The organism is Desulfovibrio faecalis, from assembly GCF_053570625.1.
In genome coordinates this window covers 1,260,658-1,284,590 of record NZ_JBRBQR010000001.1, presented here as the reverse complement: position 1 = coordinate 1,284,590, position 23,933 = coordinate 1,260,658, and the positions used below count along the sequence as shown (strand labels likewise).

General features: G+C 58.3%; 22 protein-coding genes. 7 read left to right on the top strand and 15 right to left on the bottom strand.

The annotated features are described in order from the left end of the window. Positions 1 to 4 precede the first annotated feature (4 nt). The 4 genes from ndk to ACUZ79_RS05650 all read right to left on the bottom strand — a co-directional run bounded on the left by ndk (position 5) and on the right by ACUZ79_RS05650 (position 4,116). Positions 5 to 421: a nucleoside-diphosphate kinase gene (gene ndk, locus ACUZ79_RS05665; RefSeq protein WP_192112524.1), complete on the bottom strand. Its 417-nt coding sequence runs from the start codon at positions 419 to 421 to the stop codon at positions 5 to 7. 2 nt (positions 422 to 423) lie between these two features. Beyond that, positions 424 to 1,839, bottom strand: a complete 1,416-nt coding sequence (locus ACUZ79_RS05660; protein WP_449250951.1) for a divergent polysaccharide deacetylase family protein — start codon at positions 1,837 to 1,839, stop codon at positions 424 to 426. A 49-nt stretch (positions 1,840 to 1,888) separates the two neighbouring features. Next, positions 1,889 to 3,217: a S41 family peptidase gene (locus tag ACUZ79_RS05655; RefSeq protein WP_298996321.1), complete on the bottom strand. Its 1,329-nt coding sequence runs from the start codon at positions 3,215 to 3,217 to the stop codon at positions 1,889 to 1,891. 404 nt (positions 3,218 to 3,621) lie between these two features. Beyond that, positions 3,622 to 4,116 carry a rubrerythrin family protein gene (locus ACUZ79_RS05650; protein ID WP_449250950.1) on the bottom strand — a complete coding sequence of 165 codons (495 nt, stop codon included), beginning with the start codon at positions 4,114 to 4,116 and terminating at the stop codon, positions 3,622 to 3,624. 165 nt (positions 4,117 to 4,281) lie between these two features. On the opposite strand from ACUZ79_RS05650, the gene ACUZ79_RS05645 reads away from it, so the two are divergent. Both ACUZ79_RS05645 and ACUZ79_RS05640 read left to right on the top strand, forming a co-directional pair. Continuing rightward, the gene (locus ACUZ79_RS05645; RefSeq protein WP_227118648.1) at positions 4,282 to 4,830 is read left to right on the top strand and encodes a cupin domain-containing protein; all 549 of its coding nucleotides are present in this window, start codon (positions 4,282 to 4,284) and stop codon (positions 4,828 to 4,830) included. Further along, positions 4,827 to 5,465, top strand: a complete 639-nt coding sequence (locus ACUZ79_RS05640) for a YigZ family protein (RefSeq protein ID WP_240823993.1) — start codon at positions 4,827 to 4,829, stop codon at positions 5,463 to 5,465. The genes ACUZ79_RS05645 and ACUZ79_RS05640 overlap by 4 nt, the downstream gene beginning before the upstream one ends. 162 nt (positions 5,466 to 5,627) lie before the next feature. Here ACUZ79_RS05640 and ACUZ79_RS05635 read toward each other — a convergent pair whose 3' ends face one another. From ACUZ79_RS05635 to ACUZ79_RS05615, 5 genes are all read right to left on the bottom strand, one after another. Beyond that, on the bottom strand, positions 5,628 to 6,254 hold the full coding sequence (locus tag ACUZ79_RS05635) for a tetratricopeptide repeat protein (protein ID WP_192112518.1): 627 nt from the start codon (positions 6,252 to 6,254) through the stop codon (positions 5,628 to 5,630). Continuing rightward, complete coding sequence (locus tag ACUZ79_RS05630) at positions 6,251 to 6,643, bottom strand: hypothetical protein (RefSeq protein ID WP_192112517.1); 393 nt, start codon at positions 6,641 to 6,643, stop codon at positions 6,251 to 6,253. Before ACUZ79_RS05630 ends, ACUZ79_RS05635 begins: the two co-directional genes overlap by 4 nt. Before the next feature lie 22 nt (positions 6,644 to 6,665). After that, positions 6,666 to 7,337, bottom strand: coding sequence for a YkgJ family cysteine cluster protein (locus ACUZ79_RS05625; RefSeq protein WP_240823992.1), 672 nt, complete (start codon positions 7,335 to 7,337; stop codon positions 6,666 to 6,668). A gap of 300 nt (positions 7,338 to 7,637) precedes the next feature. After that, positions 7,638 to 7,826, bottom strand: coding sequence for a ferredoxin (locus ACUZ79_RS05620; protein WP_022658065.1), 189 nt, complete (start codon positions 7,824 to 7,826; stop codon positions 7,638 to 7,640). A 218-nt stretch (positions 7,827 to 8,044) separates the two neighbouring features. Further along, the gene (locus ACUZ79_RS05615) at positions 8,045 to 9,484 is read right to left on the bottom strand and encodes a trypsin-like peptidase domain-containing protein (protein ID WP_449250949.1); all 1,440 of its coding nucleotides are present in this window, start codon (positions 9,482 to 9,484) and stop codon (positions 8,045 to 8,047) included. A gap of 130 nt (positions 9,485 to 9,614) precedes the next feature. Here ACUZ79_RS05615 and cobT point away from each other — a divergent pair, with 130 nt between their 5' ends. Next, positions 9,615 to 10,721, top strand: coding sequence for a nicotinate-nucleotide--dimethylbenzimidazole phosphoribosyltransferase (gene cobT, locus ACUZ79_RS05610; RefSeq protein ID WP_449250948.1), 1,107 nt, complete (start codon positions 9,615 to 9,617; stop codon positions 10,719 to 10,721). Continuing rightward, entirely contained in the window at positions 10,715 to 11,692 is a 978-nt protein-coding gene (locus tag ACUZ79_RS05605; protein WP_449250947.1) for an ABC transporter ATP-binding protein, read from the top strand. Before cobT ends, ACUZ79_RS05605 begins: the two co-directional genes overlap by 7 nt. 783 nt (positions 11,693 to 12,475) lie before the next feature. Here the strand turns inward: ACUZ79_RS05605 and speA are convergent. Beyond that, a complete protein-coding gene (speA, locus tag ACUZ79_RS05600) occupies positions 12,476 to 14,392 on the bottom strand; it encodes a biosynthetic arginine decarboxylase (RefSeq protein WP_215647192.1) in 1,917 nt (638 codons plus the stop codon). 286 nt (positions 14,393 to 14,678) lie between these two features. On the opposite strand from speA, the gene ACUZ79_RS05595 reads away from it, so the two are divergent. Both ACUZ79_RS05595 and ACUZ79_RS05590 read left to right on the top strand, forming a co-directional pair. Continuing rightward, positions 14,679 to 15,773: an efflux RND transporter periplasmic adaptor subunit gene (locus ACUZ79_RS05595; protein ID WP_449250946.1), complete on the top strand. Its 1,095-nt coding sequence runs from the start codon at positions 14,679 to 14,681 to the stop codon at positions 15,771 to 15,773. A 157-nt stretch (positions 15,774 to 15,930) separates the two neighbouring features. Beyond that, on the top strand, positions 15,931 to 16,260 hold the full coding sequence (locus ACUZ79_RS05590; RefSeq protein ID WP_022658059.1) for a hypothetical protein: 330 nt from the start codon (positions 15,931 to 15,933) through the stop codon (positions 16,258 to 16,260). Between the two features lie 164 nt (positions 16,261 to 16,424). Here ACUZ79_RS05590 and ACUZ79_RS05585 read toward each other — a convergent pair whose 3' ends face one another. From ACUZ79_RS05585 to ACUZ79_RS05570, 4 genes are read right to left on the bottom strand one after another with little or no spacing between them, the layout of a single operon-like run. Then, positions 16,425 to 17,108 (bottom strand): TorD/DmsD family molecular chaperone, encoded by a 684-nt coding sequence (locus ACUZ79_RS05585; protein ID WP_449250945.1) that lies wholly within the window; start codon positions 17,106 to 17,108, stop codon positions 16,425 to 16,427. Between the two features lie 46 nt (positions 17,109 to 17,154). Continuing rightward, positions 17,155 to 18,006 (bottom strand): dimethyl sulfoxide reductase anchor subunit family protein, encoded by an 852-nt coding sequence (locus ACUZ79_RS05580; RefSeq protein WP_449250944.1) that lies wholly within the window; start codon positions 18,004 to 18,006, stop codon positions 17,155 to 17,157. 1 nt (position 18,007) lies between these two features. Further along, positions 18,008 to 18,625 carry a DMSO/selenate family reductase complex B subunit gene (locus ACUZ79_RS05575; protein ID WP_449250943.1) on the bottom strand — a complete coding sequence of 206 codons (618 nt, stop codon included), beginning with the start codon at positions 18,623 to 18,625 and terminating at the stop codon, positions 18,008 to 18,010. Positions 18,626 to 18,663: 38 nt separating this feature from the next. Next, on the bottom strand, positions 18,664 to 21,120 hold the full coding sequence (locus ACUZ79_RS05570; RefSeq protein ID WP_449250942.1) for a DMSO/selenate family reductase complex A subunit: 2,457 nt from the start codon (positions 21,118 to 21,120) through the stop codon (positions 18,664 to 18,666). 183 nt (positions 21,121 to 21,303) lie between these two features. On the opposite strand from ACUZ79_RS05570, the gene ACUZ79_RS05565 reads away from it, so the two are divergent. Then, on the top strand, positions 21,304 to 22,539 hold the full coding sequence (locus ACUZ79_RS05565) for an ISL3 family transposase (RefSeq protein ID WP_096152604.1): 1,236 nt from the start codon (positions 21,304 to 21,306) through the stop codon (positions 22,537 to 22,539). A gap of 480 nt (positions 22,540 to 23,019) precedes the next feature. Here the strand turns inward: ACUZ79_RS05565 and ACUZ79_RS05560 are convergent, their stop codons facing one another. Further along, on the bottom strand, positions 23,020 to 23,826 hold the full coding sequence (locus ACUZ79_RS05560) for an exodeoxyribonuclease III (RefSeq protein ID WP_297895406.1): 807 nt from the start codon (positions 23,824 to 23,826) through the stop codon (positions 23,020 to 23,022). Positions 23,827 to 23,933 lie beyond the last annotated feature (107 nt).

Sequence of the window (23,933 nt, the reverse complement as noted above, 5' to 3'; positions counted from 1 at the left end):
GATATTACTCCGTGATTTCCAGGCCGCTGAAGAAGTAGCCTATTTCAAAAGCCGCGGTTTCAGCGGCGTCCGAGCCGTGAACAGCATTGGCTTCCAGGCTTTGGCCATACTTGTGACGCAGGGTGCCGGGCTCTGCCTGAGCCGGATTGGTGGCCCCCATGAGGGCGCGCCAGCGGGGCACCGCGTCTTCGCCGCGCAAAACAACGCAAACCACCGGACCGGAAGACATGTAGTCCGTCAGGCTATCAAAAAAAGGGCGCTCGCTGTGGACGGCATAAAAGCCCGCAGCCTGGGCCTTGGAAAGGCGCAAGCGCTTGAGAGCCACTATTTTGAGGCCGGAAGCTTCCATGGCAGCCAGAATTTCCCCGGTCAGATTGCGCGAAACTGCGTCAGGCTTGATAATGGCGAAAGTGGATTGCATGCTTACTCCTTTTCCATGTTGTTGTTAGCAGAATAAGAACGCGCCGCAACGGCGGCTCCGTCCTGGGCCAGTTTCCAGAGTATGCGCCGCAAGGGCACCACCGCCACGCCATCCTTGTCCTGCCAGTCGCGCAAGGCGCGCAGGGTTTCAGGATAAGGATGACCAATGGCCACAGCCATGCCTTGAGCGCGGGCGCGGGCTGCCGCCGCGTCAAGCGCAGACAGAATGGCCGCAGTGTCGCGGCGCGTATCCAGAAAAACATCACGTGCAAGGCCGACCAGCCCCGCCTCTCTGGCTGCAAGTGCCAGCTGGGGGTCTGGGCGCGTCACACTGTCGAGCACGGCGAGCCCTCGCCCGCCAAGCATGCCGCACAGCGTTCTGCACAGCGAAATATCACCAGTAAATGCCGAGCCCATATGGTTGTTGAGGCCAATGACCGAGGGTAAAATCCGCAGATTTTCCTCAAGCACCGTCTGCACCTCCTGCGCGCTCATACTGGTGAGCAGCGCTCCGGGGCCAGGATCCGGCCTGCCATGCAGGGCCCGTGGCAGGGCCTCCATGGGCTGGTGCAACAGGCAATCAAGCCGCCGGGATGCCGCAAGCACGGCGGTTTCCTGCGCATGAGGCGACTTGGGCCGGATGGCCAGAGTCACCGGAAATAACAGCGAGGAAAGAGCTTCTGCGGATTCAAGCTTCTGGCCCATGTCATCAATGACAACAGCCAGGGCCTCCGGCGGCAGAGGTTGTGCCAAATCTGAAAGCTGCCCCTCCCAACCAGGGAAGCTAACAACATAGTATACCAGATGATTGAGTAGGACTTCAAGCGTTCCTTGCGATGTCCAGCGCACCTCGGCGCGCACTCCTGCCCTTTCCAGAACGGGGTTTTGACCGCGCAGCCCCTGAAGCAGAGCCAGCCCTAGGCGCAGTGGCGCGCATGGGCCGCTGACGGTGAACTGCCGCAGATCCGCCGCGCTGGCATATGTAGCGGCATATGCCGCCTGCTCAGCGGAAGCGGTGATATTGGGAGGAATGTTTTCCCCGGCGGGAAATTGCGATGTTTCGGCAGGCAAATTTTCTTGCAAAGCGAGCTGCTGCCACTGAGCCTGAGGCAAGGCCAGCGGGAGCGCACGAGCAAACAGCGCATCTACGCTTTCCAGAGCCAGCGCCCTGTCAAAACCCTGCCCACTGGCTCGTGCGCCTGCGGATTTGTGGGCAACAGCAAAGGGCAAAACCCCGCCCGACGCAGCCTCCTGCTCCTTGGACGGAGCTTCCAGTTGCCAATATACCCAGCAGGATACAGCCAGACTGCATAAAAGCCACAGCAAACCGCCCACGGCAAGCTGTGCAGATGCAGACAGCCCTCCGGCGAACCGCAAGGGCCCGACCAGAAGGCTGTCTGATAACTTTGTGTCGCGCAAAGGCAACACCCTGTTTATTCCTGCCCGCCCGCCTTACGCGGTTACGGGGTTAATTCCTGATTTCCCGCATTTTGGGGAGGCTCTTGACCATTTGCAGGGCCATGCGCAACTGGTTGTCGCGCGCGAGCTGCTCGGCGGCATCTTCCTTGCCGTTCTTGGCCTTGGAAGATTTTTTGTCCTTGCCGTTTTCAATGTGACGGTTCAGATCCTGCTCGCGCACCATAAGGCGGGAGTTATCCTTGTCGTCCGTGCGGGGGGCTTCAAACGGCACTTCCACATCAGGCACAACGCCTTCGGCCTGAATGGAGCTGCCGTTGGGCGTGTAGTACAGGGCAACCGTAAGCTTGAGGCCGGAGCCGTCAGAAAGCGGGATGATGTTCTGCACGGATCCTTTGCCGAATGAACGCTCACCCACTGTGAGGGCGCGCTTCTGGTCGCGCAGGGCGCCAGCCACAATTTCAGAAGCGGAGGCGGAACCAGCGTTGATCAGCACCACCATAGGCGCATGAATGTCATCGCCCTGCTTTTTGGCTTCGTACACACGGTCAGTATTGTCACGCCGTCCCTTGATGGAAACGATGACGCCCTTGTCGAGGAACGTGTCAGAAACACTCACAGCCTGATCAAGCAGCCCGCCGGGGTTATTGCGCAGGTCAAGCACAATGCCCTTGATGCCGCCGGAATTCTTGGTTTCCTTTTCTGCCGCCTTAAGAGCATCGCGCAGTTCTTCGGTGGTGCGCTCAGAAAAACGCGTGAGGCGAATCCAGTAATATCCGTCCTCGAGCTTCTTGGACTTCACGCTGATTAGCGGAATGGCATCGCGCACAAGGCGGACAGTCTGCGGGGCCTTGGCGTCGCTGTGCAGGATGGCAAGCTCCACCTCCGAGCCCTTGGGGCCACGGATGCGGGAAACAACTTCCTGCAACGAGAGTTCCTGCGCGGGCTGCCCGTTGATGGACAGTATAATATCGCCAGACTTGAGCCCGGCCCGGTAGGCGGGGGTGTCCTCAATGGGGGTCACCACCGTAACCTGGCCGTTTTCCATAGAAATTTCTATACCAATACCAAAGAATTCGCCGGAGGTGGTCTCCTGCATTTCTTTGTATTCTTCGGCGTTCATAAAGGTGGAATGCGGGTCAAGGCCCTGAAGCATGCCTTTGACCGCGCCATTGATAAGGTCGCCCTGCGTCACATCACGCACGTAATAACGCTCCACCAGGTCAAGAACCTGACTGAAGCGCTTGAGCGCATCAAACTTACTGGGGGCTTCCTTGGACGTTTCCTTTTTTTCGGCGCACTGGGGAGTGCCCGGCAGGGCGACCATGCCGCCCACGGCAAGCAGAAGCACAAGAAGGCTAAGACGGACAAGAAGACGCATAACAACGATCTCCACGCGGACGTAATGAACGAACACAGCGCCACAAGCCCAAAAAGCCGCAACGCAGGGGGTGCTGCAACGCCAGCCAATGGAGGGGCCGCGCACCAGCCGGATAGTGCCCCTTTTCAAGCTAAATTGCAAATCAAAAAGGCGCGTTTTGCGCCTTGCAGGCCACCCTCAAAGGTACTGGCGCTTACAGTTCCACAAGCGCCGAAACACTGCCCCTCTCTTCATGCAATATGCGCCGGGGAAACTGCTGCCTAAACAAATCAGTTTCCTCCGGCGCATATCGAGCGCATCAAGGCATGCCAGACCTCCGGGCAGGGAGGCTATTGCCAGCCTGTTTCAAGCCCGTTCATGCGGATTTTATCCGCAATGTGCCCCCATGCGCCGCACATGTAGAGCTAGTCTTCGACCTTGAAGAAAGCAGCCGCACCGCCGCCGCACACAGGACACGCGTCGCAGGGGCCTTCGTGGGTATAGCCGCAAACCTTGCACACATAGTAATCAGTGGCGGGCAGGGCGGCGGGATTTTCCAGAGCTTTTTTGTAAAGCTTGGCGTGGATTTCTTCCACCTGGTTGGCAAAGTCAAAATACTTGGCAACTGCGCCCTGGCCTTCGGCCTGAGCCTGCTTGATCATGTCGGGGTACATGGTGGTGAATTCGTAGGTTTCACCTTCAATGGCCGACTTGAGGTTGGCCATGGTGTCGCCGATCTTGCCAGCATTCTTGAGGTGGGCATGAGCGTGAACTGTTTCAGCAGCCGCAGCAGCGCGGAACAGCTTTGCAACCTGATGCATGCCTTCCTTGTCGGCAGCGGCAGCAAAGGCAAGGTACTTGCGGTTAGCCTGGGATTCTCCGGCAAAGGCCGCCATCAAATTTTCTTGTGTGGTGCTCATGGGTATTCTCCTCGATGAAGTTGTTGTTTTTATCAGGAACAATTCCTGATTAAAGAATTCTTACTGCCTTGTAAAGCATTTTTTTACAAAAAATTATTTTTGCAGGCCCGGCCTTTAGCCCTTGATACCGTTGCGCAGAACGCTGTGACAAGCTAAAAGGAACCTATGAACGCCCAAGAAATCATATCCCATTTCGGCATGCGGCCCCACCCCGAAGGGGGGTTCTATCACCGCACATACGAAGCTCCGCAAATTCTTACGGCGGACGAAATGCCCTGTGGTTTTATAGGGCCAAGACCCGTATCTACAGCTATTCTTTTTCTGCTTGAGCAGGGGCAATATTCGCGTCTGCACCGCATCAGGCAGGATGAACTGTGGCATTTCCACCTTGGCGGCCCCTTGCGCCTGGCCTGCATTGATACCCACGGCCAACCACGCGAAGTGATCCTTGGCCCGAATATTATGGCGGGGCAACACGTGCAGTTTACCATTCCCGGCGGCTGCTGGTTTGGCGCAACGCCTGCGCCAGGCAGCGAGTTTGCCCTTGTAGGCTGCACAGTTTCACCGGGCTTTGACATGGAAGACCTGCGCCTGGGCCAGCCGGAAGAGCTGACCCTGCGCTACCCCAATGCAAAAGACTGCATCCGCGAATTCTGTCCACCTCTGAACGACGCCCAGCGCGCCGCCTGTAGAAGATGCGGTGACGACGAATGACGCGCTATGCCGTGCCTGATGTTGCCCCGCAACACCCGCACTGCACAGAAATCGTTATCCGCCGCAGTCGCTTTCTTGCCCAGTGCGCTCATACGCCGGATGCGGCAACAGCGCGGGCCTTTGTGGAACAGGTACGACGCCAGTACGCCGATGCAACGCACAACTGCTGGGCATATGCCGCTGGCGCGCCGGGAAACACGGCGCAGATCGGCTCGTCTGACGATGGAGAACCCCACGGCACGGCTGGCAGGCCCATGCTGCAAATTGTGCTGCACAGCGGCATTGGCGAATTGTGCGTGGTGGTGAGCCGCTGGTTTGGCGGCGTCAAGCTTGGCACAGGCGGCCTTGTGCGGGCCTATCAGGACAGTGTGCGCGAAAATCTGGCCGACCTGCCCGTGAGGCAGCGTGTGCCGGAAACCAGTTTGCAGCTTACCGTTGCCTACGCACACCTTGATGCCCTGCGCCGCATGCTGCCAACCTACGAAGCCCGCCTTGAAAGTGAAGACTATCAGGCTGAGGCCAGATTGCAACTGCGATTGCCCGCCGAACACGTGGAGGCCTTTCAGATCGCGCTTGCTGGCGTGAGCAATGGCGCGGCCCTGTGCAGCGAGCTTACGGACGGCGACACTGCCTGATACTTATTTTTTTGTGCGTTTACAGCCTATCGGTATATGCCGGTGGGCTTTTTTGTTTTGAATTACCCATTTTAAACCTTACCCCCATCAGCCCCCAAAAACAGTCAGGGCCGCCGGATTTCTCCAGCGGCCCTGACGGACATTCACCATACGGGGTGCGGCTTAGACGCCCTTGGCCTTAAGTTCTTCAAGGAAGCCTTCCGGCACTTCAAAGCCCAGAGCCTGCGCCTTTTTGGCGGATTCTGCGGCATCGGCGTACTGTTCCATTTCAAACTGCGCCAGCGCCAGATTGTTCCAGGCCGGGGCAAAACCGGGCTGCTGCTTGATCACCTCCTTGCAGGCTGTTTCGCAAGCCGCAAAGTCGCCCTTCATATAATAGGCGGTGGAAAGCGCATTCCGGGCCTGCACAAAATTGGGATCCCACTTGAGGGCTTTGTTCAGGGCCGTGATGGCCTTGTCGGGCTCGCCGCGCTGCAGGTGCACAAAGGCAATGTTGCCCCACGGCACAGGGAATTTGGCGCGGCAGTTGGCGGCTTCTTCGTTGTAGCGCAGGCAGCCGTCAAGGTCGCCGCGTTCAAGACAGATGCCGCCAAGCTGCACGTAGGCCTCCGCCAGATGCGGCGAATTGCGCACCGCGTTCAGCAGGGCTTCTTCAGCAGCCACAAAGTCGCGCTTGGTCAGCAGGGCCAGACCAAGATTGTAGTAATGGGTGGCGCACTGCTCGTTCTGGGCGATTTCCGCCTTCAGATCGGCAATGTATTCATCCAGGTCATCGTAGCGAGCTTTCATGCTATGTGCCCCTCTTTTTTCAAAAGATCATAGTACCATCGGCAAAAGTCAAAAATGCCCATGTACTTTTCGTCCTTATTGACCACGCCAAGGGCGCATTCGGTAGCGCCCTTGCTGTAGGCCTTGCCATACGGCCCTTTTTTGGCCGCGTCTTTCAGAAATTCGTTGACCAGCTGCTGCGTGGTGCGCTTGGACACATCTGTCCGCATATCAAGCGGTTCGTTGGGCTTCTGGAAAGGATCCCAGTTTTCATAGCCGATGCGGTCCACAAATTTGCGGCGGCGCGGATTCATGCGTTCATAAATTTCGCGCTTGAGACCTTCCTGCTCATCCGAAAGCTGCTGCGGCGTTCCATCGCGAAAGACGGTGGCGGGAATGCTGCCGTACATCTCAAACTCCTTTCACGCCCGATCAGGCCTCTTCTTTCTTGGCCGGGCCAATACCCAGATAGGCCTCATCGTAGCGGGTTAGCAGAGCCATGGACAAAGGCACATACACATCATGCAGTTCTTTAAAGCGGCTCTGCACGGTTGTGGCCACATCCCTGCTCAGGTCTTCAAGCCTGTTCTGGATCTTGTCCATATGGATGGTGGGGTATGGCTTGCCCTTTTCAAAGGCGGAAAAGCCGCACACATGCCCCTGCCCGGCAATGGCCGTAGGCACGCCGTACACGCGGCAGGTAATGGGCCGGGCGTGGTACAGCAGGCATTCGTTATTATCGTCCAGCAGGGGGCAGCGCAGCTTGATCTGGGCCGCGCGCTCCATGATGGCCTCGGGGCTTTCGCCGTCTTTTTCCGCCCGGTACAGCTCGCGCTTGATGCGCGTGGCCTGGCGGTCCAGATCAGAAGCGCGCTCAATAATGGCGGAGCGCTGCGGCCCGTAACCAAAGGCGGCCTCAAATGCCTTGTTGATGTACATGGCTTCAACAAGGGAAAGATCAAAAAGCGCGTGACAACAATCGCTACAGCCTTCCTTGCAGACTACGCACTGGGGAAAGGCCCCGCGCACCCTGCCGAAAAGGTCGTCAACTTCGGCCCGCAATGTTTCATAGCGGGTAAAAATAGAGCTCAGATCAGGGATCATGGTTATCCTGCGGTAGTGCGGAAGACATGAGGGAGAACGGGCGATTTCATACAGAAATAGCCCTGGCGGCTGCGTGAGCAGACGTCCGCCACAGAGGCGTGAGCGCGGTTTGTATGCGCTGATAAGCGCCTTCGCGGGCGTCTTGAAACTTTAAGAATGCACATTCTCAAAGTCAGGATGCTCTGGCGGCAAAGCGGCCTGTACCTTATGAAAATGCCGCCTGGCGCGTGCGCGCCGGGCGGCACAATGAAAACTCGGCAGAATCAGCAAGGGAATGCCACTTGGGCACCCCTGCAATTCCTAGTTTTCTTCAACGGTGATAGCGCTGACTTCGCAAACTTCCACACAGGATTCGCAGCCAAGGCATTCTTCGGCGTTCACGGCTTCGGACTTGCCGTCCTTGATTTCGTAAACTTCAACGGGGCACACGTCCACGCATTCGCCACAGCCCACGCACTTGTCAACGTCAACATTAACATTATAACCCATGGTGTCCTCCAAATTTGCATTGACTTGCTTGATTTTTCAAGCGGCTAAATTCCGCTTGTGCAATGGATAGCTTTAGGCACCCACCCTGTCAAGTGTCGGCTGGAAAATAGCCAACCGTGCAACAACTACAGGAATATCAAGCCCCGCCCCAGCACAGGCGGAAAAGTTTTTAAAAAAATATTTTGCCTCAACAACTGGTTACAAAACGTCTATGGGCCTTATGGCACAAGACGCGCGTAATAGCCCTTGCCGTTGCGCACAACCTGCAACAAAATCTGCCCGGACATGCGCTCTCTTCTGAAAGCCTGTAAAAAATCTTCCATGGTTCTGGTCTCGGCAGCGCCCACCGCTGTTATGTGGTCGCCCTGGCGCAAAAAAGATGCCGGGCCGTCTGCCCTGGCCTGACGCACCACCACGCCCTGCGCAGTTTGCGCTACGCTGAATCCCCATCGGCGCTCCAGCAGGGCGCGAGCCTCCGCATCGCCAAAAGCTTCGGGGGTAGCCTCGAGCTTCAATGCCCCGCCCTCCCGCAGCAAGTGCAGCCGCAAGGGGGTTCCGGCTGTCTGGTTGCGCAGAATATCCAGATAATCGCGCCTGTCGCGAACAGGTGAAGAATTTATGGTTTCAAGTATGTCTCCCGGCGCTATGCCCACCTTGGCAGCGGGAGAACCGGGAAACACCGCCGTTACCAGCACGCCGCCAGCATCCTTGAGGCCCAGCGCCATGGCAGTGCGCCCGTCCACATCCTGCAAATCAAGGCCGAGCCAGAGCGGGGCCACGCGGCCTGCACTCATGAGGTCGTGCATGACGCGGCGAGCCTTGTTGATGGGGATGGCAAAGCCAATGCCCTCGGCGCGCGCGTCCACAGCAGTATTGATGCCTATGAGCACACCCTCGATATTCAGCAGCGGGCCGCCGCTGTTGCCGGGGTTAATGGCTGCGTCAGTCTGCACAAGGTCGGTAAACGCGCCGTCCTTGTTGCGGATAGTGCGCCCAAGCGCAGAAACCACGCCCGTGGTGACGGTGTGGTTGAACCCAAAGGGATTGCCGATGGCGATAACGGTTTCTCCGGGCATGATGTCACTCGAATCGCCAAGCTTTACGGCAGGCAGCTTTGACGCGCCCTTGATCTGGAGCACGGCAATGTCAAAATCCGGGTCGGCTCCTTTGACGGCGGCTGGAAATTCCCTGCCGTCCAGCAGGTGCACCATGACTTCGTCCCCACCCGCGATAACATGCGCGTTGGTGAGCACAAGGCCCTTTTCTCCGTCAACAATGACACCAGATCCAAGACTGACGCGCTTTTGCCGAACCTTGCGCCCGCCCGGCATGTCAAAACCCGGCAAGCCGGGAAAGCCCGGGCCGAAAAATTGCTCAAGTGGCGAAAGCCGCTGTCCCTCAACAATATGTGTGCTCGTTATGTTCACAACCGCCGGGGCAACAGCCTGCACGGCGCGCACCACAGGCGTCATGCGGGGGCTGTCCGCCGCTACTGCTCCAGCCCGCGAAGGCGTGCACAACAGCAGCGCCGCCGCCAGCATCAAAAAAAACAGACGCAGGGCAAAACTTCCCTCAACTGCCGCCGCTTCTACCTGTTCGGAGCGGGAACGCCCTCGGCAAGGCAGATTTTTTTGTATATAGATGGGTCTGGTTTTCATATAAATTCCTTACCTCGACGCTAACATAAGCACGTTGACGTGATCGTAAAGTCCCCAATATGGATTTACCCCGCTCGGCGGCGAGGCGTCCCGTCTTGCGCACGCCCCTTGTTAAGGATAAACAAACGGCATGAAAACCACTCAATCCGACCTGTTGGAACTGATTTTGCCCGGCCTGCGCATTGCGCCCCTGCTTCAGAAAGACCTGGACGATGCCCAGACACATCTGGACGACCTGACCAAACCGCAAGGCAGCCTTGGCCGCCTTGAAGACCTCGCCCAAAGGCTCTATGCCATGAGTGGCGGGCAAGCGCCCATCAGCGTCAGCCCTGCCATCATGCTCACGGTTGCTGGCGACCACGGCGTTGCCGATCAGGGCGTTTCGCCTTTTCCCAAGGCCGTGACGCGCCAGATGGTGCAAAACTTTTTCAACAACGGCGCGGCAGTCAATGTTCTGTGCAAGACCTCGGGCATGGATCTACGCGTGGTGGACGCAGGCTGCGACGGCGGCCCCTATGAACCGCACTCCATCCTCATTGAGCGCCGTCTGGGCGACGGCACCGCAGACATGAGCCAGGGCCCGGCCATGTGCCGCGAAACCTGCCTCAAAGGGCTGCGCATGGGCGTGGAGCTGGCGCACCAGCTTGCGGATAACGGCTATCGCTGCCTCGGCGTGGGTGAAATGGGCATTGCCAACAGCACGGCAGGCACTGCCCTGTACTGCGCCCTGCTGCACTTTGACCCCGAGCAGATGACCGGCCCCGGCGCTGGCGCGGACCCCGACATGGTGCGCCACAAGACCGAAATCGTGCGCCGCGCGCTGGCAGTCAATGCCTCCATGCTGGAAGGTGACGATCCCATCAATATTCTGGCCGCCTTGGGCGGATTTGAAATTGTTCTCATGGCCGGGCTGATGCTTGGCGCAGCCTCGCGCCGCCTGCCCGTGCTGGTTGACGGCTTTATATGCAGCGCGGCCTATGTGGCGGCCCTGCACATCTGCCCACAGCTCGCCGACTATGCCGTGCTTTCCCACGCCTCGGCAGAGCCGGGCCACGTACGTGCGCTCTCCAAGCTGACTGGCGGCGAAACCCGCAACAATCCCCTGCTGCACCTGAGCATGCGCCTTGGCGAAGGCACCGGCGGCGCTGTGGCCTATCACCTGCTGCGTTGCGCGGCCTCCGTGTACAACGACATGGCGACCTTCAGCTCCGCAGGCGTGGCGGGCAAAACATGCTGAACCAGCTTGCGCCGGAACAGTCTTCCGCATCCGCTTTACTGCGGTTGGAGGATGTCTCACGGGTGTTTGACATCCGGCGGGGGCTGTTCGGCGAAAAGCGCTCCTTGGTTGCCGTAGACGACGTGAGCCTGAGCCTCGCCAAGGGCGCGAGCCTTGGTCTGGTGGGCGAATCCGGCTGCGGCAAATCCACCCTCGGGCGTCTGGCCTGCGGGTTGCTGGCCCCTTCTCAGGGGCAGGTGCTGCTTGATGGTCGCCCCCTGCCCCCAGCCGGAGCGGACAGTTGGGCCGCCGGGCGCATTCAGATGATCTTTCAGGATCCTTTTTCTTCCCTCAATCCCCGGCTCACGGTGGGCAGTTCGGTGGCGGAGCCGCTGGCGGCGCGCGGCGTCTCCCGCGAGGAACGCCATGCCCAGGCAGAGGCCATGCTGGCTACCGTGGGGCTTGAAGGCATGGGCCGCCGCTATCCGCACGAGTTTTCCGGCGGGCAGCGACAGCGCATTGCCGTGGCGCGGGCGCTCATCACCCGGCCAGACGTGGTTGTGTGCGACGAGCCGGTTTCCGCGCTTGACGCCTCGGTGCAGGCGCAGGCGCTCAACCTCCTGCGCGAGGTGCAGGAGCAGTTTGGGCCAGCCTATCTTTTCATTTCGCACGATCTGGCGGTGGTGGGCTTTTTGTGCCGCCGCATATTGGTCATGTATCTGGGCCAGATTGTGGAAGAAGGCCCCACCGATGCCATTTTTGACGGCGCGGCGCACCCCTATACGCAGGCGCTTATGGCGGCCATGCCTACCGGGAGCCGCCGGGGCGAACCCATTGCCGCACTGGAAGGCGAACTGCCAAGCCCTCTCTCTCCACCCGCCGGATGCCGCTTTCACCCGCGCTGCCCCAAGGCAAAGGACATTTGCCGTCAGGAAGCACCACAATGGAAAGATATGGGTAATGGGTGGCGTGTGAGGTGTTGGGAGGCGTAATTTCGCCTCTGCGGCGGGCATTAATAAGCGTTTGTGTCCTGCGGGCGCGATAGATCGCGGAATCCTCCGCAGATACACTATAAATTAAGTTGCTGCCCTGCGGGCTCTGGATTCCGCCCTCCGGCGGAATTTGGGACGCCTCCCCGGCGTGGGGCAAAGGGGGCCTGTTAGGGGCTGCGCCCCTCCTCGGCCCCCTCTGCACTCCCCCCGGAACACCCGCTAAGAAAGGCTTTCCACATACCTTAGCGTGGCGAGGGCAACGCGTCTCATGCTGCGGGAGCTTCCCTCACTCGCTACGCTCGTTCAGGTGATCTCCCTCCGCGCCGCGTAAATGCCAACGTCCGTTTTCGCTTCGATCAAACTCCGTTTCAGCCAACACCGATGGGAACATTTCCCTTTCAGGGACAGTTTTTGCTCATTCCATATAGTTATGAGCATTCTGGCATCACACGTGATACCCAGCATTTCTGCCTTTTTGCCTTTCCCCGGCCCGCCATCAGAAGCTGGTCGTAGCGTCGCCTTCCTTAAACTCGCCGAGCGGATGCGGAGGCGATGGCTGGTGTTGAGTGAATTTGCAAAATACGCATTTTTCTGGCCTGACAAGGAAAAATCCTGTTTTTGAGCGCAGCGTACTCATGTACGTGAGCATCAAAAACAGGATTTTAACGCTGTCAGGTCAAAAAAGTCGGGTTTGCGTAAATGCGCTCGACAGGCTCACCCCGCCGCCAAACTCTCCCAGCCTTACTGGCTTATTTCTACCGCACAGACTACCCTGCGCAGCCTCTACCGTTCAAAATAGGTGTACCCGCGCAAGCCGTCTTCAAATACCTGCATAATGGCAAACCGGTCGCTGGGCGAAATCCGCCCTTGCCGCACAGCCTGCTCCGCCGTGCTGCGCAGATCTTCCAGAATACGGCGAGGCTCATATTCCACATAGCTCAGAATATCCGCCACAGAGTCGCCCCTGATTTCGCGCACATACTCATAATTGCCGTCATCCCGCACCCTGATGGAAACCACGTTGGTGTCGCCCATGAGGTTGTGCAGATCGCCCAGTGTTTCCTGATACGCGCCCACCAGAAACACGCCAAGGTAATATTCCTCGCCGTCCCGCAGGGGGTGCAGATCAAGGGTGGGCTTCATGCCCTGCGGGTCAATGAAATGGTCAATCCGGCCATCAGAATCGCAGGTAATATCAGAAATAATGCCCTGCCGTGCGGGAAATTCCTTGAGCCGATGCACGGGCATAACCGGGAACAGCTGGTCAATGGCCCAGGAGTCAGGCAAGGACTGGAACACGCTGAAGTTGCCGTAATAGATATCGGCAAGGCTCACGTCGATGTCCGCAAGATCGCGGGGTATCGTCTTGAGCCGGGTTTTTTCCTGAGCAATGCGCATGATGATGGCCCAGAAAAACCGCTCGGCCAATGTGCGCTGACGCAGGTTCACCCGCCCGGTCGAGAACAGCTGACGCATCTCGTCCCGGTAGTAAATGGCGTCGTTATAGCACTCCTGCAAATTGCGCAGGGTGATGTTGGCAAGAGTTTCGCGCAGGTTCAACACAGGCTCCGGCGTGCCTTCGGGCAGGGTGTCGGGCAGCTGCACTTCTTCCACCATGCTCACATCAAGCACGTTAAAGAGCAGCACGGAATAGTAGGCCACCGTTGCGCGGCCAGATTCCGTAATGATGTGCGGATGCGGAATCTTCTGCTCATCAAGAATGCTCATGATGGCTTCAACGATGTCGGCGCTGTATTCATCGAGCGTATAGTTGCGCGACGAAACATAGTTGGTATGCGAACCGTCATAGTCCACGGCCAGACCGCCGCCAAGGTCAAGGTAGCCCATGGGGGCACCTTCCTGCACCAGGCCCACGTAAAGACGCGCGCCTTCCATGACTCCGGTACGGATGTCGCGAATATTGGAAACCTGCGAGCCGAGGTGGTAGTGCAGCAGCTTGAAGCAATCAAGCATGTCGTTGGCTTTGAGTGTATCCACCACGTCCACGATCTGCGCGGGCGAAAGGCCAAAGGTGGAGCGTTCGCCGCCGGAATCAGTCCAGTGACCGCTGGCCTTTACGGCCAGCTTGGCGCGTACGCCGATGTTGGGCCGCACGCCGAGAGCCTTGCTGCGCTCAAGCACAACTTCCAGCTCGCTTGGCATTTCGAGAACAAAGAGCACATTAAAGCCAAGGCGCAGGGCCTGAAGGCCAAGGTCTATAAATTCTTCGTCCTTGTAGCCGTTGCAAACAATGCAGGCCTCACGGTCGCGCATGAGCGACACGGCGGCAATGAGTTCCGCCTTGGAGCCGACCTCCAGGCCGTGATGGTAGGTGGAGCCGAACTGGGCTATTTTTTCCACAACCTGCTGCTGCTGGTTGACCTTGATGGGAAAAACGCCGCGATACGAACCCGTGTAATTCAGACTTTTGATAGCCTTGCGGAATGATTCGTGGATATTGGCAATGCGCGAATCCAGAATATTCTCCACGCGCAACAGCACGGGCATATCATACCCGCGCTCTTTCAGCCCGGCGATAACTTCCGGTATCGAAACCTGCGGCCCCTTGGGCCCCTGCGGACAAATCACAACTTCGCCCGCATCCGACACGTCAAAATACCCGGCACCCCAATTACGGATGCCGTACAGTTCGATGGAATCCTCCACCCGCCACTGCTGCAATGCGCGGTTTTTTGCCAATTCCTGCTCCTGGAGCGCCGCAAGGCGCATATATAATGTTGATTCAGCTCCGAAAATGGGACTGTAGGTTGCCGCCGTTCAAAAAACGACCGCATATGGTTGCACGAAAAATGCGGCGTAATTATGCCGTGACCGTGCCGAATGTCAATCATCGCCAAAAGGTCGGCAAGCGCAGATTGTTAGGTGCGTGGCTAACTATCTTCTTGACGGCGGGTACTCCTTGCTTCATTTTTTCTGTTGCGCCCAACGGCCTGATGTCGGCTATTTCATACTTATGGGGAACACCATGAAACCAGTCCTGAATCCCCGTCCTCTCCTCCTGCTTTTTCTTCTGCTCGCCCTTGGGGCATGTTCGCAAGACGACAGCAAAAAAAATGCTGTACCGTCTGCCCCTGTGCGGGTTGAAGCCGTTGCACGGGCCGATGTGCCGCGCCTGCTGCATGCTGTGGGCAACGTGCGGGCATCTGCCTCTGTGGGTGTGAAACCCCGCGTAACGGGCGAGATTCAGCAGGTTCATTTTACCGAAGGTCAGGATGTGCGCGAGGGCGACCCGCTTATCACCATTGACCCCCGCCTCTTTGAGGCTGCGCTGCGCGAAAAGAAAGGGCAACTTGCCAAATCGCAGGCGCAGCTTGCCAAAGCCCAGGACGACATGAACCGTTATGGCAAACTTGTGGGCGGCGGCTACGTAAGCCGCGATGCATATGAGAAGACCGCGACCGATGCGGCGGCCCTGCGCGCCACTGTGCAGTCTGACAAGGCAGCCGTGGAAAGCGCCGTCCTTGACCTCAGCTACTGCACGGTGGTGGCTCCCATCAGCGGGCGAGTGGGCGCACTCAATGTGGACAAGGGCAACATGGTCAAATCGGCTGACGCCACGGTTATTGTCAGCATAGACACGCTTTCGCCAATTTATGTGGGCTTTTCTGTGCCAGAGGCGCATCTGCCTGTCATCATAGAACAGATGGCGCAAACGACGGTGCCGGTTTCCGCAACGCCTGCCGGGAGCGCGTCGGAAAAGGGACTTCTCACCCTTGTGGACAATACGGTAGACACGCGCACCGGCACCATCCGGCTGCGCGCCACCTTTGAAAACAGCCAGCGCCGTCTGTGGCCGGGACAGTTTGTGCAGGTGGAGCTGCCGCTGGGCATGGCCGCCGGGGCGCTGACCGTGCCCACACGTGCCGTGCAGTCTGGCCGGGAAGAATCCTACGTGTACGTGGTGGATAAGGACAGTCGGGCCAGCTATCGCAAGGTGAGGCCGCTGTTTGAATACGCTGACCGCACGGTTGTGGACGGCGCGGTGGCCGAGGGCGACAAAATTGTGGTGGATGGTCAGGTACGGCTGGCTCCGGGCCTGATGGTCAAGATCATGGACTAAAGAATTTTGCAGATGCAAACCAGCGCCGCACACAACGGCCTGATATTTGCATAATTTCGGGCAATACCAACAGGCGGTCAATTTTTCCACATGGCCGCCGCGCGCTCAAGCGCGAGTGCAATGACGCAGTACTGCGTCAAGCCTGAGGAGAAGCCCGATGGAACTGGAATTCCGTTTTCGCAATAATGATCTGGGGCCTGTTTTTCCTACCTTTCAGGAAAGGGTCAACTCCATGCTGCCCGTGAACAGGGCAGAAAGTACCCCAGCGGCCCCGGCAGCGCCCGCTGACGATGACGTCAGCACCTCTGCCGCGCCGGTTCTGGAACAAACTGTTCCCGGCACCCCGCACATGCTCAATTCTGATGAAATGCGTCAGGCGCTTGCCCAGGTGGAGCAGGAAGCCATGCAGCACAGTCAGGATCTTGTACAGGTGCATAGCGGCCTGAACGAACAGCGCGTTGCGCGTTTGCTGGGCCTGCTGGACTAGACCGGAGCTGCCCGCGCCCTCGGCGGAGCAATTTCTAACGAGAATTGCTCAACCCTGTATTTCGCCTGATGGCAGATTGCTCAAACAAAAGCCGTTCCCGCCTTTTTCGGCAAGGAACGGCTTTTGCCGTTGGTCAAAATCCTTTTGGTCTACGCTGTACAGGTCTAAGCCTGAACAAGCCCCCGTACGTTTCCCAGCAGCAGGCAACAAAGAGCAGACATCTCGCGGTAAAACACCGTATTGGCGCATTCCGAAGCTTTTTTCAGGCAGTCTCCGGCCCAGGCCAGAATGTGCCCGTCCATAAAAGCCGCCAGCGCCGCCTCCGGGGATTGCCCCTGGCTTGAGGCAATGGCCCCGCCCATATTCTGCACAAGAAAAAGAATGAAGGCCAGTTCCAGCCCCAGATGGTCCTCGGGCTCGTGCCCGTCCCGTTCTGCGGCTATGCCCCACTCCCTGTAGCAGTCGCGCACTTCCTGCGTTTTGCGGCCAAAAAGCAGGCGGTCCTTCTCCCGCCACACGGATTCCCACGGCGCGGCAGCAGGCTGCGGCCCGGAAAACAGGGCCAGATGATCCATGTGCAGATCCAGATACAGCGCGCGGCAGGAATCCTGCGCCGCCTCTGCCGGATAGGCTGTCGCAAGGGCGGCAGCGCGGCTCTCAGGATCAAGAGCCTCGCCCCACAGCTTTTCAGCCAGTTCCGAAGTCCTGAAACAGGCCCAAGCGCCAAAGCCTTGCAAAAGCCCGCCGCCAATGACGCCGCGCAGCAGGTCTTCATCCGGCGAATTCTGGAAAATGCGACTGCAGAACTGCAAGGCCACAACATATTGCGTCAACTGTTCCTGTTCCATATGTAATGATGCGGGGGCCAGACGGCCCCCGTAGAGTTTGCCGTGCCTACATGCCCAGGCGTGAATACGAAAGATAGAACACAAGCCGCCCGAACACTTCGCCCAGAACAATCAGGAGAAATGCGGGAACCGTCAGAGCCGGGCGAAATCCTTTGCCCTGCATGCCACGGGCCGCAGCCAGTGCCAGCAGCACAACGCCCAGACCAGATGCCAGGGCGTGCAAGCCGTGCGACCATGCAATGCACGCCGGAGGCAGCAGACGGGAAACCGGATTGACGAAGGCAGATTGCTCGGGCATGGCCAGCGGCAGGCTCACGGCCATAAGCACAAGGCCCAGTACCGCCCACACAAGGCAGGGGCCCAGTGCGCGCACGGGCGCGCCTTCCTTGCGCAGGCTCAGCACCACACCATGCCAGGATCCCCCAAGCAGACACATGGAAGCAAGAAAGGCCGTAAAAACGCTCCAGTTGCTCCAGCCGGGCATTGTGGACTGATTGTAAACGCAGCTCATGACGAACAGCAGCGCAATACCGCACAGACCCGCCACAATCATGGCTTTTTTCTCGCCATCCGCCGCATGCTTTTTGCGCCCGACAAGCACCAGCCACAACAGGGCAAGACCCATAAGGCCGATCATGAGGATTTCGCGGCTGAGCCACGACTGCGTCACGTGCAGCAGGGTAAAGGGCGCATGCAGGGGCGTGCCCAGATGCACAAAACTGATGATCACGGCCACGGCAAACAGAAGCAGTGCCGCCACATTCTGCCGCCGCACGCCTTCGCGCAGTGCGCGGTCGGCTTCGTTGCCAAGTACGCACTTGCCCACCAGCACCATGCCTACGGCCATCTGCACCAGCAAGGTAAAGAATACCAGCGGAAATTCCTGAAGATACTCCATGCTACATCTCCTCCGGATTACGGATGCTGCCCATGTTGCTGCCCACTGGCTGCGCGTTGTGGGGCGGCGTAATCACAAGACAGGGGGAGGTCACGCTCTGCTCCGGCAGCGGAGCCACGTGCACGGCATCGCCGAACTGTTTTTTCAGGTCTTCATATTCGCCAAAGTGGATGGCCCGCATGGGGCAGGCTTCCACGCACAGGGGTTTGAGACCGGCTGCCTGCCTGTCCTTGCAGAAATCGCACTTGGTCATTCTGCCCGACTGCTTGTTATACTGGGGGGCGGAATAAGGGCAGTTCCACTCGCAATAGCGGCAGCCCACGCACTTGTCGGGGTCCACGCTCACAATGCCCTGCTCGTCCTTGTGCATGGCCGTGGTGGGGCAAACCTTCACGCACACGGGGTTCTGGCAGTGGTTGCAACTGACGGACGTATAGTAGGAAAACACATTCTGGTCATACGTGCCGTTGGCACGGCGCACCCACTTTCCGCCCGTGTACTCCGCCACGCGCCGCCACATGACGCCCTGGGGCAGGTCATGACCGTCTATGCAGGCCACCATGCATGTTTTGCAGCCCGTACAGGCAGTCATATCTATATAAAAAGCCGGCTGTTTCACAATAAATCTCCTCAATGCAGACAGTTCCGCGCAACAGGCTAGATTTTAACCACATCCACAAGATTGGTGTGCTGCGGATTGCCCTTGGCCAAGGGGGTCATGTGCGTTTTTGTCAGGGTGTTGATGCACCCGCCCTGATCCACACCGTTTTTGTCCGGGGTGTACCATGCGCCCTGCGGCAGGCTGAGCACACCGGGCATGATGCGCGGCGTCACCTTGACCCGCACGACCACTGCTCCGCGATCGTTGAACACCTTGACCACGTCGTCGTGCCTGATGCCGCGCTGCGCCGCATCGGCCTCGTTCATCCAGAGCTGCTGCGGGGCAACCTGTTCTAGCCATGGGATGTTGGCGTAGCTTGAATGCGCGCGCCCCTTGTAGTGATGGCCGATAAGCTGGAAGGGATGTTTTTTCATTCCCTCGTAATCGCACGGGCCTTCCCATGTCTTTTCATGCACGGGTATGGCGTAAATAGCATCGCCCTCGGGCAGTTCCCAAGTCTGGTTCAAATCCCACAGACGCTTGGAAAATATTTCTATCTTGCCCGAAGGCGTCTTGAGCGGATTGGCCGCCGGATCATCGCGAAAAGCCTTGAAGGCAACCTTTTGCGGCATGGGGAACCACTTGAACAGGCCTATCTTTGAAGCTTCATCAAAGGATTCCGGCAGTTCCGGCTTTTTGGCGCGTGCCTGGGCGTACAGGTGCTTCACCCAGTCAAGCTGGCTGCGGCCCTCGGTATATTTTGCCGCCAGATCGGGCTGGCCCAGAAGCTTGCCGATTTTTTCGCTCAGGGCCGCGCAGATATCATACTGCGAGCGGGTCTCGAACAGGGGTTCAATGGCCTTGCGGGCAATGAGCAGGGAGCTCTGATCCACCTGATAGCCCTGCTGGATGATGTCGTCCTGTTCCAGCGGCGTCACGGAAGGCAGGAGGATATCCGCAAATTTCGCCGAAGCCGTCATGCGGTTTTCCACCACCACAATGCACTCGCACTTGCTTTCATCTTCAAGAATCTTGCGGGTGCCATTGATGTCCGAATGCTGGTTGATGAGGGCATTGCCAGAGCTGTTCCACAAAAACTTGATGCCGTGATCCAGCTTTTCCTTGTTGCGCAGGCCCATCTTTTTGGCCGTCACCTGGGTGTAGTCGTCAATGGCGTTGACCCAGGTGTAGAAAGAAATGCGCGTCTTGACCGGATTAGTGCCTTCGGGCATGCGCGGAAAACCAATCTGGCTCACGCTTTCCGCACTGCCGGAACCGCCCCCGGCAATGCCCACGTTGCCGGTAAGGATGGCAAGCATGGCAATGGAACGGGACATGGTGTCGCCGTTGGCGTGGCGCTGCGGCCCCCACCCCTGAATGACGCAGCAGGGTTTGGTGGAGCCTATCTCGCGGGCAAGGCGGATGATCTTTTCCGCCGGATACCCGGTGATGGTTTCCGCCCATTGCGGCGTTTTCGCCGTTTTGTCTGGGCCTTCGCCCATGATATACGCGCGGTAGCTGTTGCCTGCGGGCACGCCCTCGGGCATGTGCTCCTCGTCAAAACCAAGGCAGTGCGTGTCCACAAACTGCTGGTCAACCAGCCCTTCGTTCATGAGCACATAGGCAATGGCCGCGATAAGCGCGCCGTCAGAACCGGGGCGGATGGGCACCCATTCGTCCCCCAGCTTGGCCATGGAATCCGAATACCGGGGATCAACCATGATGATGCGGGCATTGCCTTTTTTTCTGGCTTCAAACAGCTCATAAGAAAGGCCGCCGCCGCTCTGGCGGGTTTCAAGAATGTTGCAGCCAAACATGACAATGAGCTTTGAGTTAGCCATGTCATTGATGGTATTGCCCGCATTGATTCCGTAGAGATACGGAATGGCAGCTGAAATCTGAGCCGTGCTGTAGGTGCCGTATTCGTCCAGATGCCCGCCCAGCATATTGGCAAGCCTGAAAAATTCGTTGCGGCGCGTCATGCCGCTGGACGTTGTGCCCGAGCCGTACATGCGGTGGATGGACTCCGGCCCGTAGGTGTTCAGCACGCGCACCCATTCCTTGGCTACCGTGTCTAACGCTTCGTCCCATGAAATGCGCTCAAATTTCCCCTCGCCGCGCTTGGCGCCGGGTACGCGCCGCATGGGGTACTTAATGCGGTCCGGCGAATAGGTGTATTTGCGCATGGAGCGCCCGCGCAGGCAGGCACGGATGGCCCTGTTGTTGGGGCCGTCATCGGAATTGTCCGTTTCCACGCGCGTGACGCGGCCATCTTTGACAAAGACGCGCAGCGTACACTGCGAACCGCAGTTCACCACGCAGCCGGAGTAAAAGCACTGCTCGCCCGCGCCATACGGCGGCTGGGTGGCTGCACGGGCCAGGCCAAGGGGCAAACCACCGCCCAATGGCAAAAGGGATGCGCCGCCAAGGGCGGTACACCACTTGAGAACCTCGCGCCGGGTCACTTCCCTGTGCGCGAGCAAAGGCGGGGTGGAGTCGGAATATTTTTTCATCACAATCCTCATTCTGCGCCGCAGACGCGGCAAGGTAACCTTTCCCCTCCGGGACAGGAGGGGGAAATCAGAGTAGGGGCAAACCCAAGAGCAGGTGAAGGCAGGGCTGAATCAAAAGGACATAGGCTCTTCCGGGTTTTCCGTGGGTAGCTGATCTGCTAATGTCCTTCCCGGAGGGCACCAATGAAGGATACGGACCTATATTTTCGGATTCTCGGGCTGACCGAGCCCTGGTTTGTTGAGGCTGTTGAACTGGACACGGCGGAAGGTCGGGTAGACATCCGCGTGGAGCATGGTCCTGGTGTTCGCTGGTTTTGCCCTACTTGTGGTCGAGAGCTGGCTTGCCGCGACCATGCCGAGCCTCGTGTCTGGCGCCATCTGGACACGTGCCAGTTCAAGACGTTCCTGCATGCTCGGATTCCCCGAGTGGACTGCCCCGAGCATGGCGTCCTTCAGGTCAACGTGCCTTGGGCCGAGTCCAAGGCACGTTTCACCATATTGATGGAGCGATTGATCATCGACGTGCTGACCGAGTGCGCCACCGTAACAGGAGCGCGGCGCATCCTGCGCATCACCTGGGACGAAGCATGGGGTGTCATGGAAAGGGCGGTGCGCCGGGGCCGGGAGCGCAAGCAATCGAATCCCTCGCGGTATCTTGGCGTTGACGAGAAGGCATTCCGCAAGGGGCACGACTATGTGACCGTGGTTTGTGATCTGATCGGCAGCACGGTGGAGTATGTGGCCGACGAGCGTAAGGCCGAAAGCCTTGAGGGGTACTACCTTCAGTTCACCAAGGCGCAGTTGGAGCGGATCAAGGCCGTGGCCATGGACATGTGGGAGCCCTATTTTAAAGCTACGCTCAAACATGTGCCGGACGCGGCGGGGAAAATCGTTCACGATCGGTTCCACGTCATGAAACACGTAGGCGAGGCTGTGGACCGGGTACGCAAGCAAGAGCACCGCGAACTCACAAGTCAGGATGACCATCGACTCAAGGGCACGAAATTCCTCTGGCTATACCGGGAGGAGAATCTGCCGGACAAACACCGGCCAGCCCTGGAGGCCTTGAAGACAGCGAACCTCAAGGTGGCCAAGGCCTGGGCCATGAAGGAAAGCCTGAACGACGTCTGGAAGTACCTGAGCACGGGATGGGCCAGACGTTTTGTGAAGCGATGGCTGGTCTGGGTGAACAGGTCAGATCTTGCCCCAATGCGCAAAGTGGGCGGACTGATTCAGAGACATCTTGAGAACATCCTGACCTTCTGCCGCCACAGGATCACCAACGGCGTGGCCGAGGGCCTCAACAGCAAGATCATGGCCATCAAGAGGAAGGCTTGCGGTTATAGGAACCGGGAGCATTTCAAGACAGCCATCTACTTCTTCTGTGGCGGTCTAAACCTCTACCCGGCCAGTTCCTGACAGGGGTTACCCACGGAAAACCCGGAAGAACCAGGACATAGGCCACGTATTGGCACTCAGGAGTATCGGACAAAATCCACGAGGTGGACGATGGTTCCTGGCGGGCGCGCTCCGGCTGACGGAGCGCCTCAAAAGTGGGGATCTGCTGTTCTTTGAACGTTATTCAGGCTATTGCGCGGTTTAAAACCGCAATATTCACGCTCATTGCCACAAACGTTACTGTTACACCCCATTTTTCAGGAAGGCAATACCGCAAGAATCAGCTTCAACTTCGGCGTGTTGGATGACTTTGCGTATCACGGAAAGCTGCTGGACCAGCACGCCCAGCCATACATAAGCAGTTTATGATTGATGCTTGTGGTTGGCGCATGATTTACCCAGCACAGGATTACCGCGCAATAACATGGGAGGCATCAGACAAAAAAATGCCGGGCTGAAATCAAGCGATTCCAGCCCGGCTGCATAGACATGACTGTGGCGTTAAAATTCCAGGCACAACCCCACAGGGCAGTGATCTGAACCAAAAACGTCCGTTTCAATCCAGGCATCGCGCACAGCAGGTGCAAGTTCCTGCGATACAAAGAAATAATCAATACGCCAGCCCACGTTCTTTTCCCGCGCGCGGCTCTTGTACGACCACCAGGAATAGCTGTCTGCCTTGTCGCCATGCACATGGCGGAAGGTGTCCACATAGCCCATAGCCGTAAAGCGATCCAGAAAGGCGCGCTCTTCGGGCAAAAAGCCCGTATACTTTTCGTTCTGCTTGGGGCGCGCGAGGTCAATGGGCCTGTGCGCTATATTAAAATCCCCGCAAACCACAATGGGCTTGCTCTTGCGGCATTCTTCCGCATAGGCGAGAAAGGCGTCGAAAAAACCCATCTTGTACGGCACGCGCTTGAAGCGGCCCGTGGGCTTGCCGTTGTCGTCCAGTTCTTCCGCGCCGCCGTTGGGGAAGTAGCCATTAAAAAAGTGGAACTGCGGATACTCCAGATGCAGCAGACGGCCCTCGCCCTGAAACTCCGGCTGGGGCAGCTCCACGCTGACATTCAGCGAAGGTATCTTGCTGAATACCGCCACGCCCGAGTAGCCCTTTTTTACCGTGCTCCACGACCAGTGGGATTCCCATCCGTCAGGGTCGCGCACATCTTCGCTCAACTGATCAGGGTGGGCCTTGGTTTCCTGCAAGGCCACAACCTGCGCTTCGGTGCGCGAAAACCATTCCCATTCGGGCTTGCCCGCCACGGCGCGCAGACCATTGACATTCCATGAAACAAGCTTGAGCTGCATACGTCCTCCTGCCGCAGCATAGCCTTGGCTTGTTTTGCGGGCAAGGGGCCACTGGGCGGGATTTGTCTGCAACGCATTGCCAGAACGGGCTTTTTGCGGTATCAAGA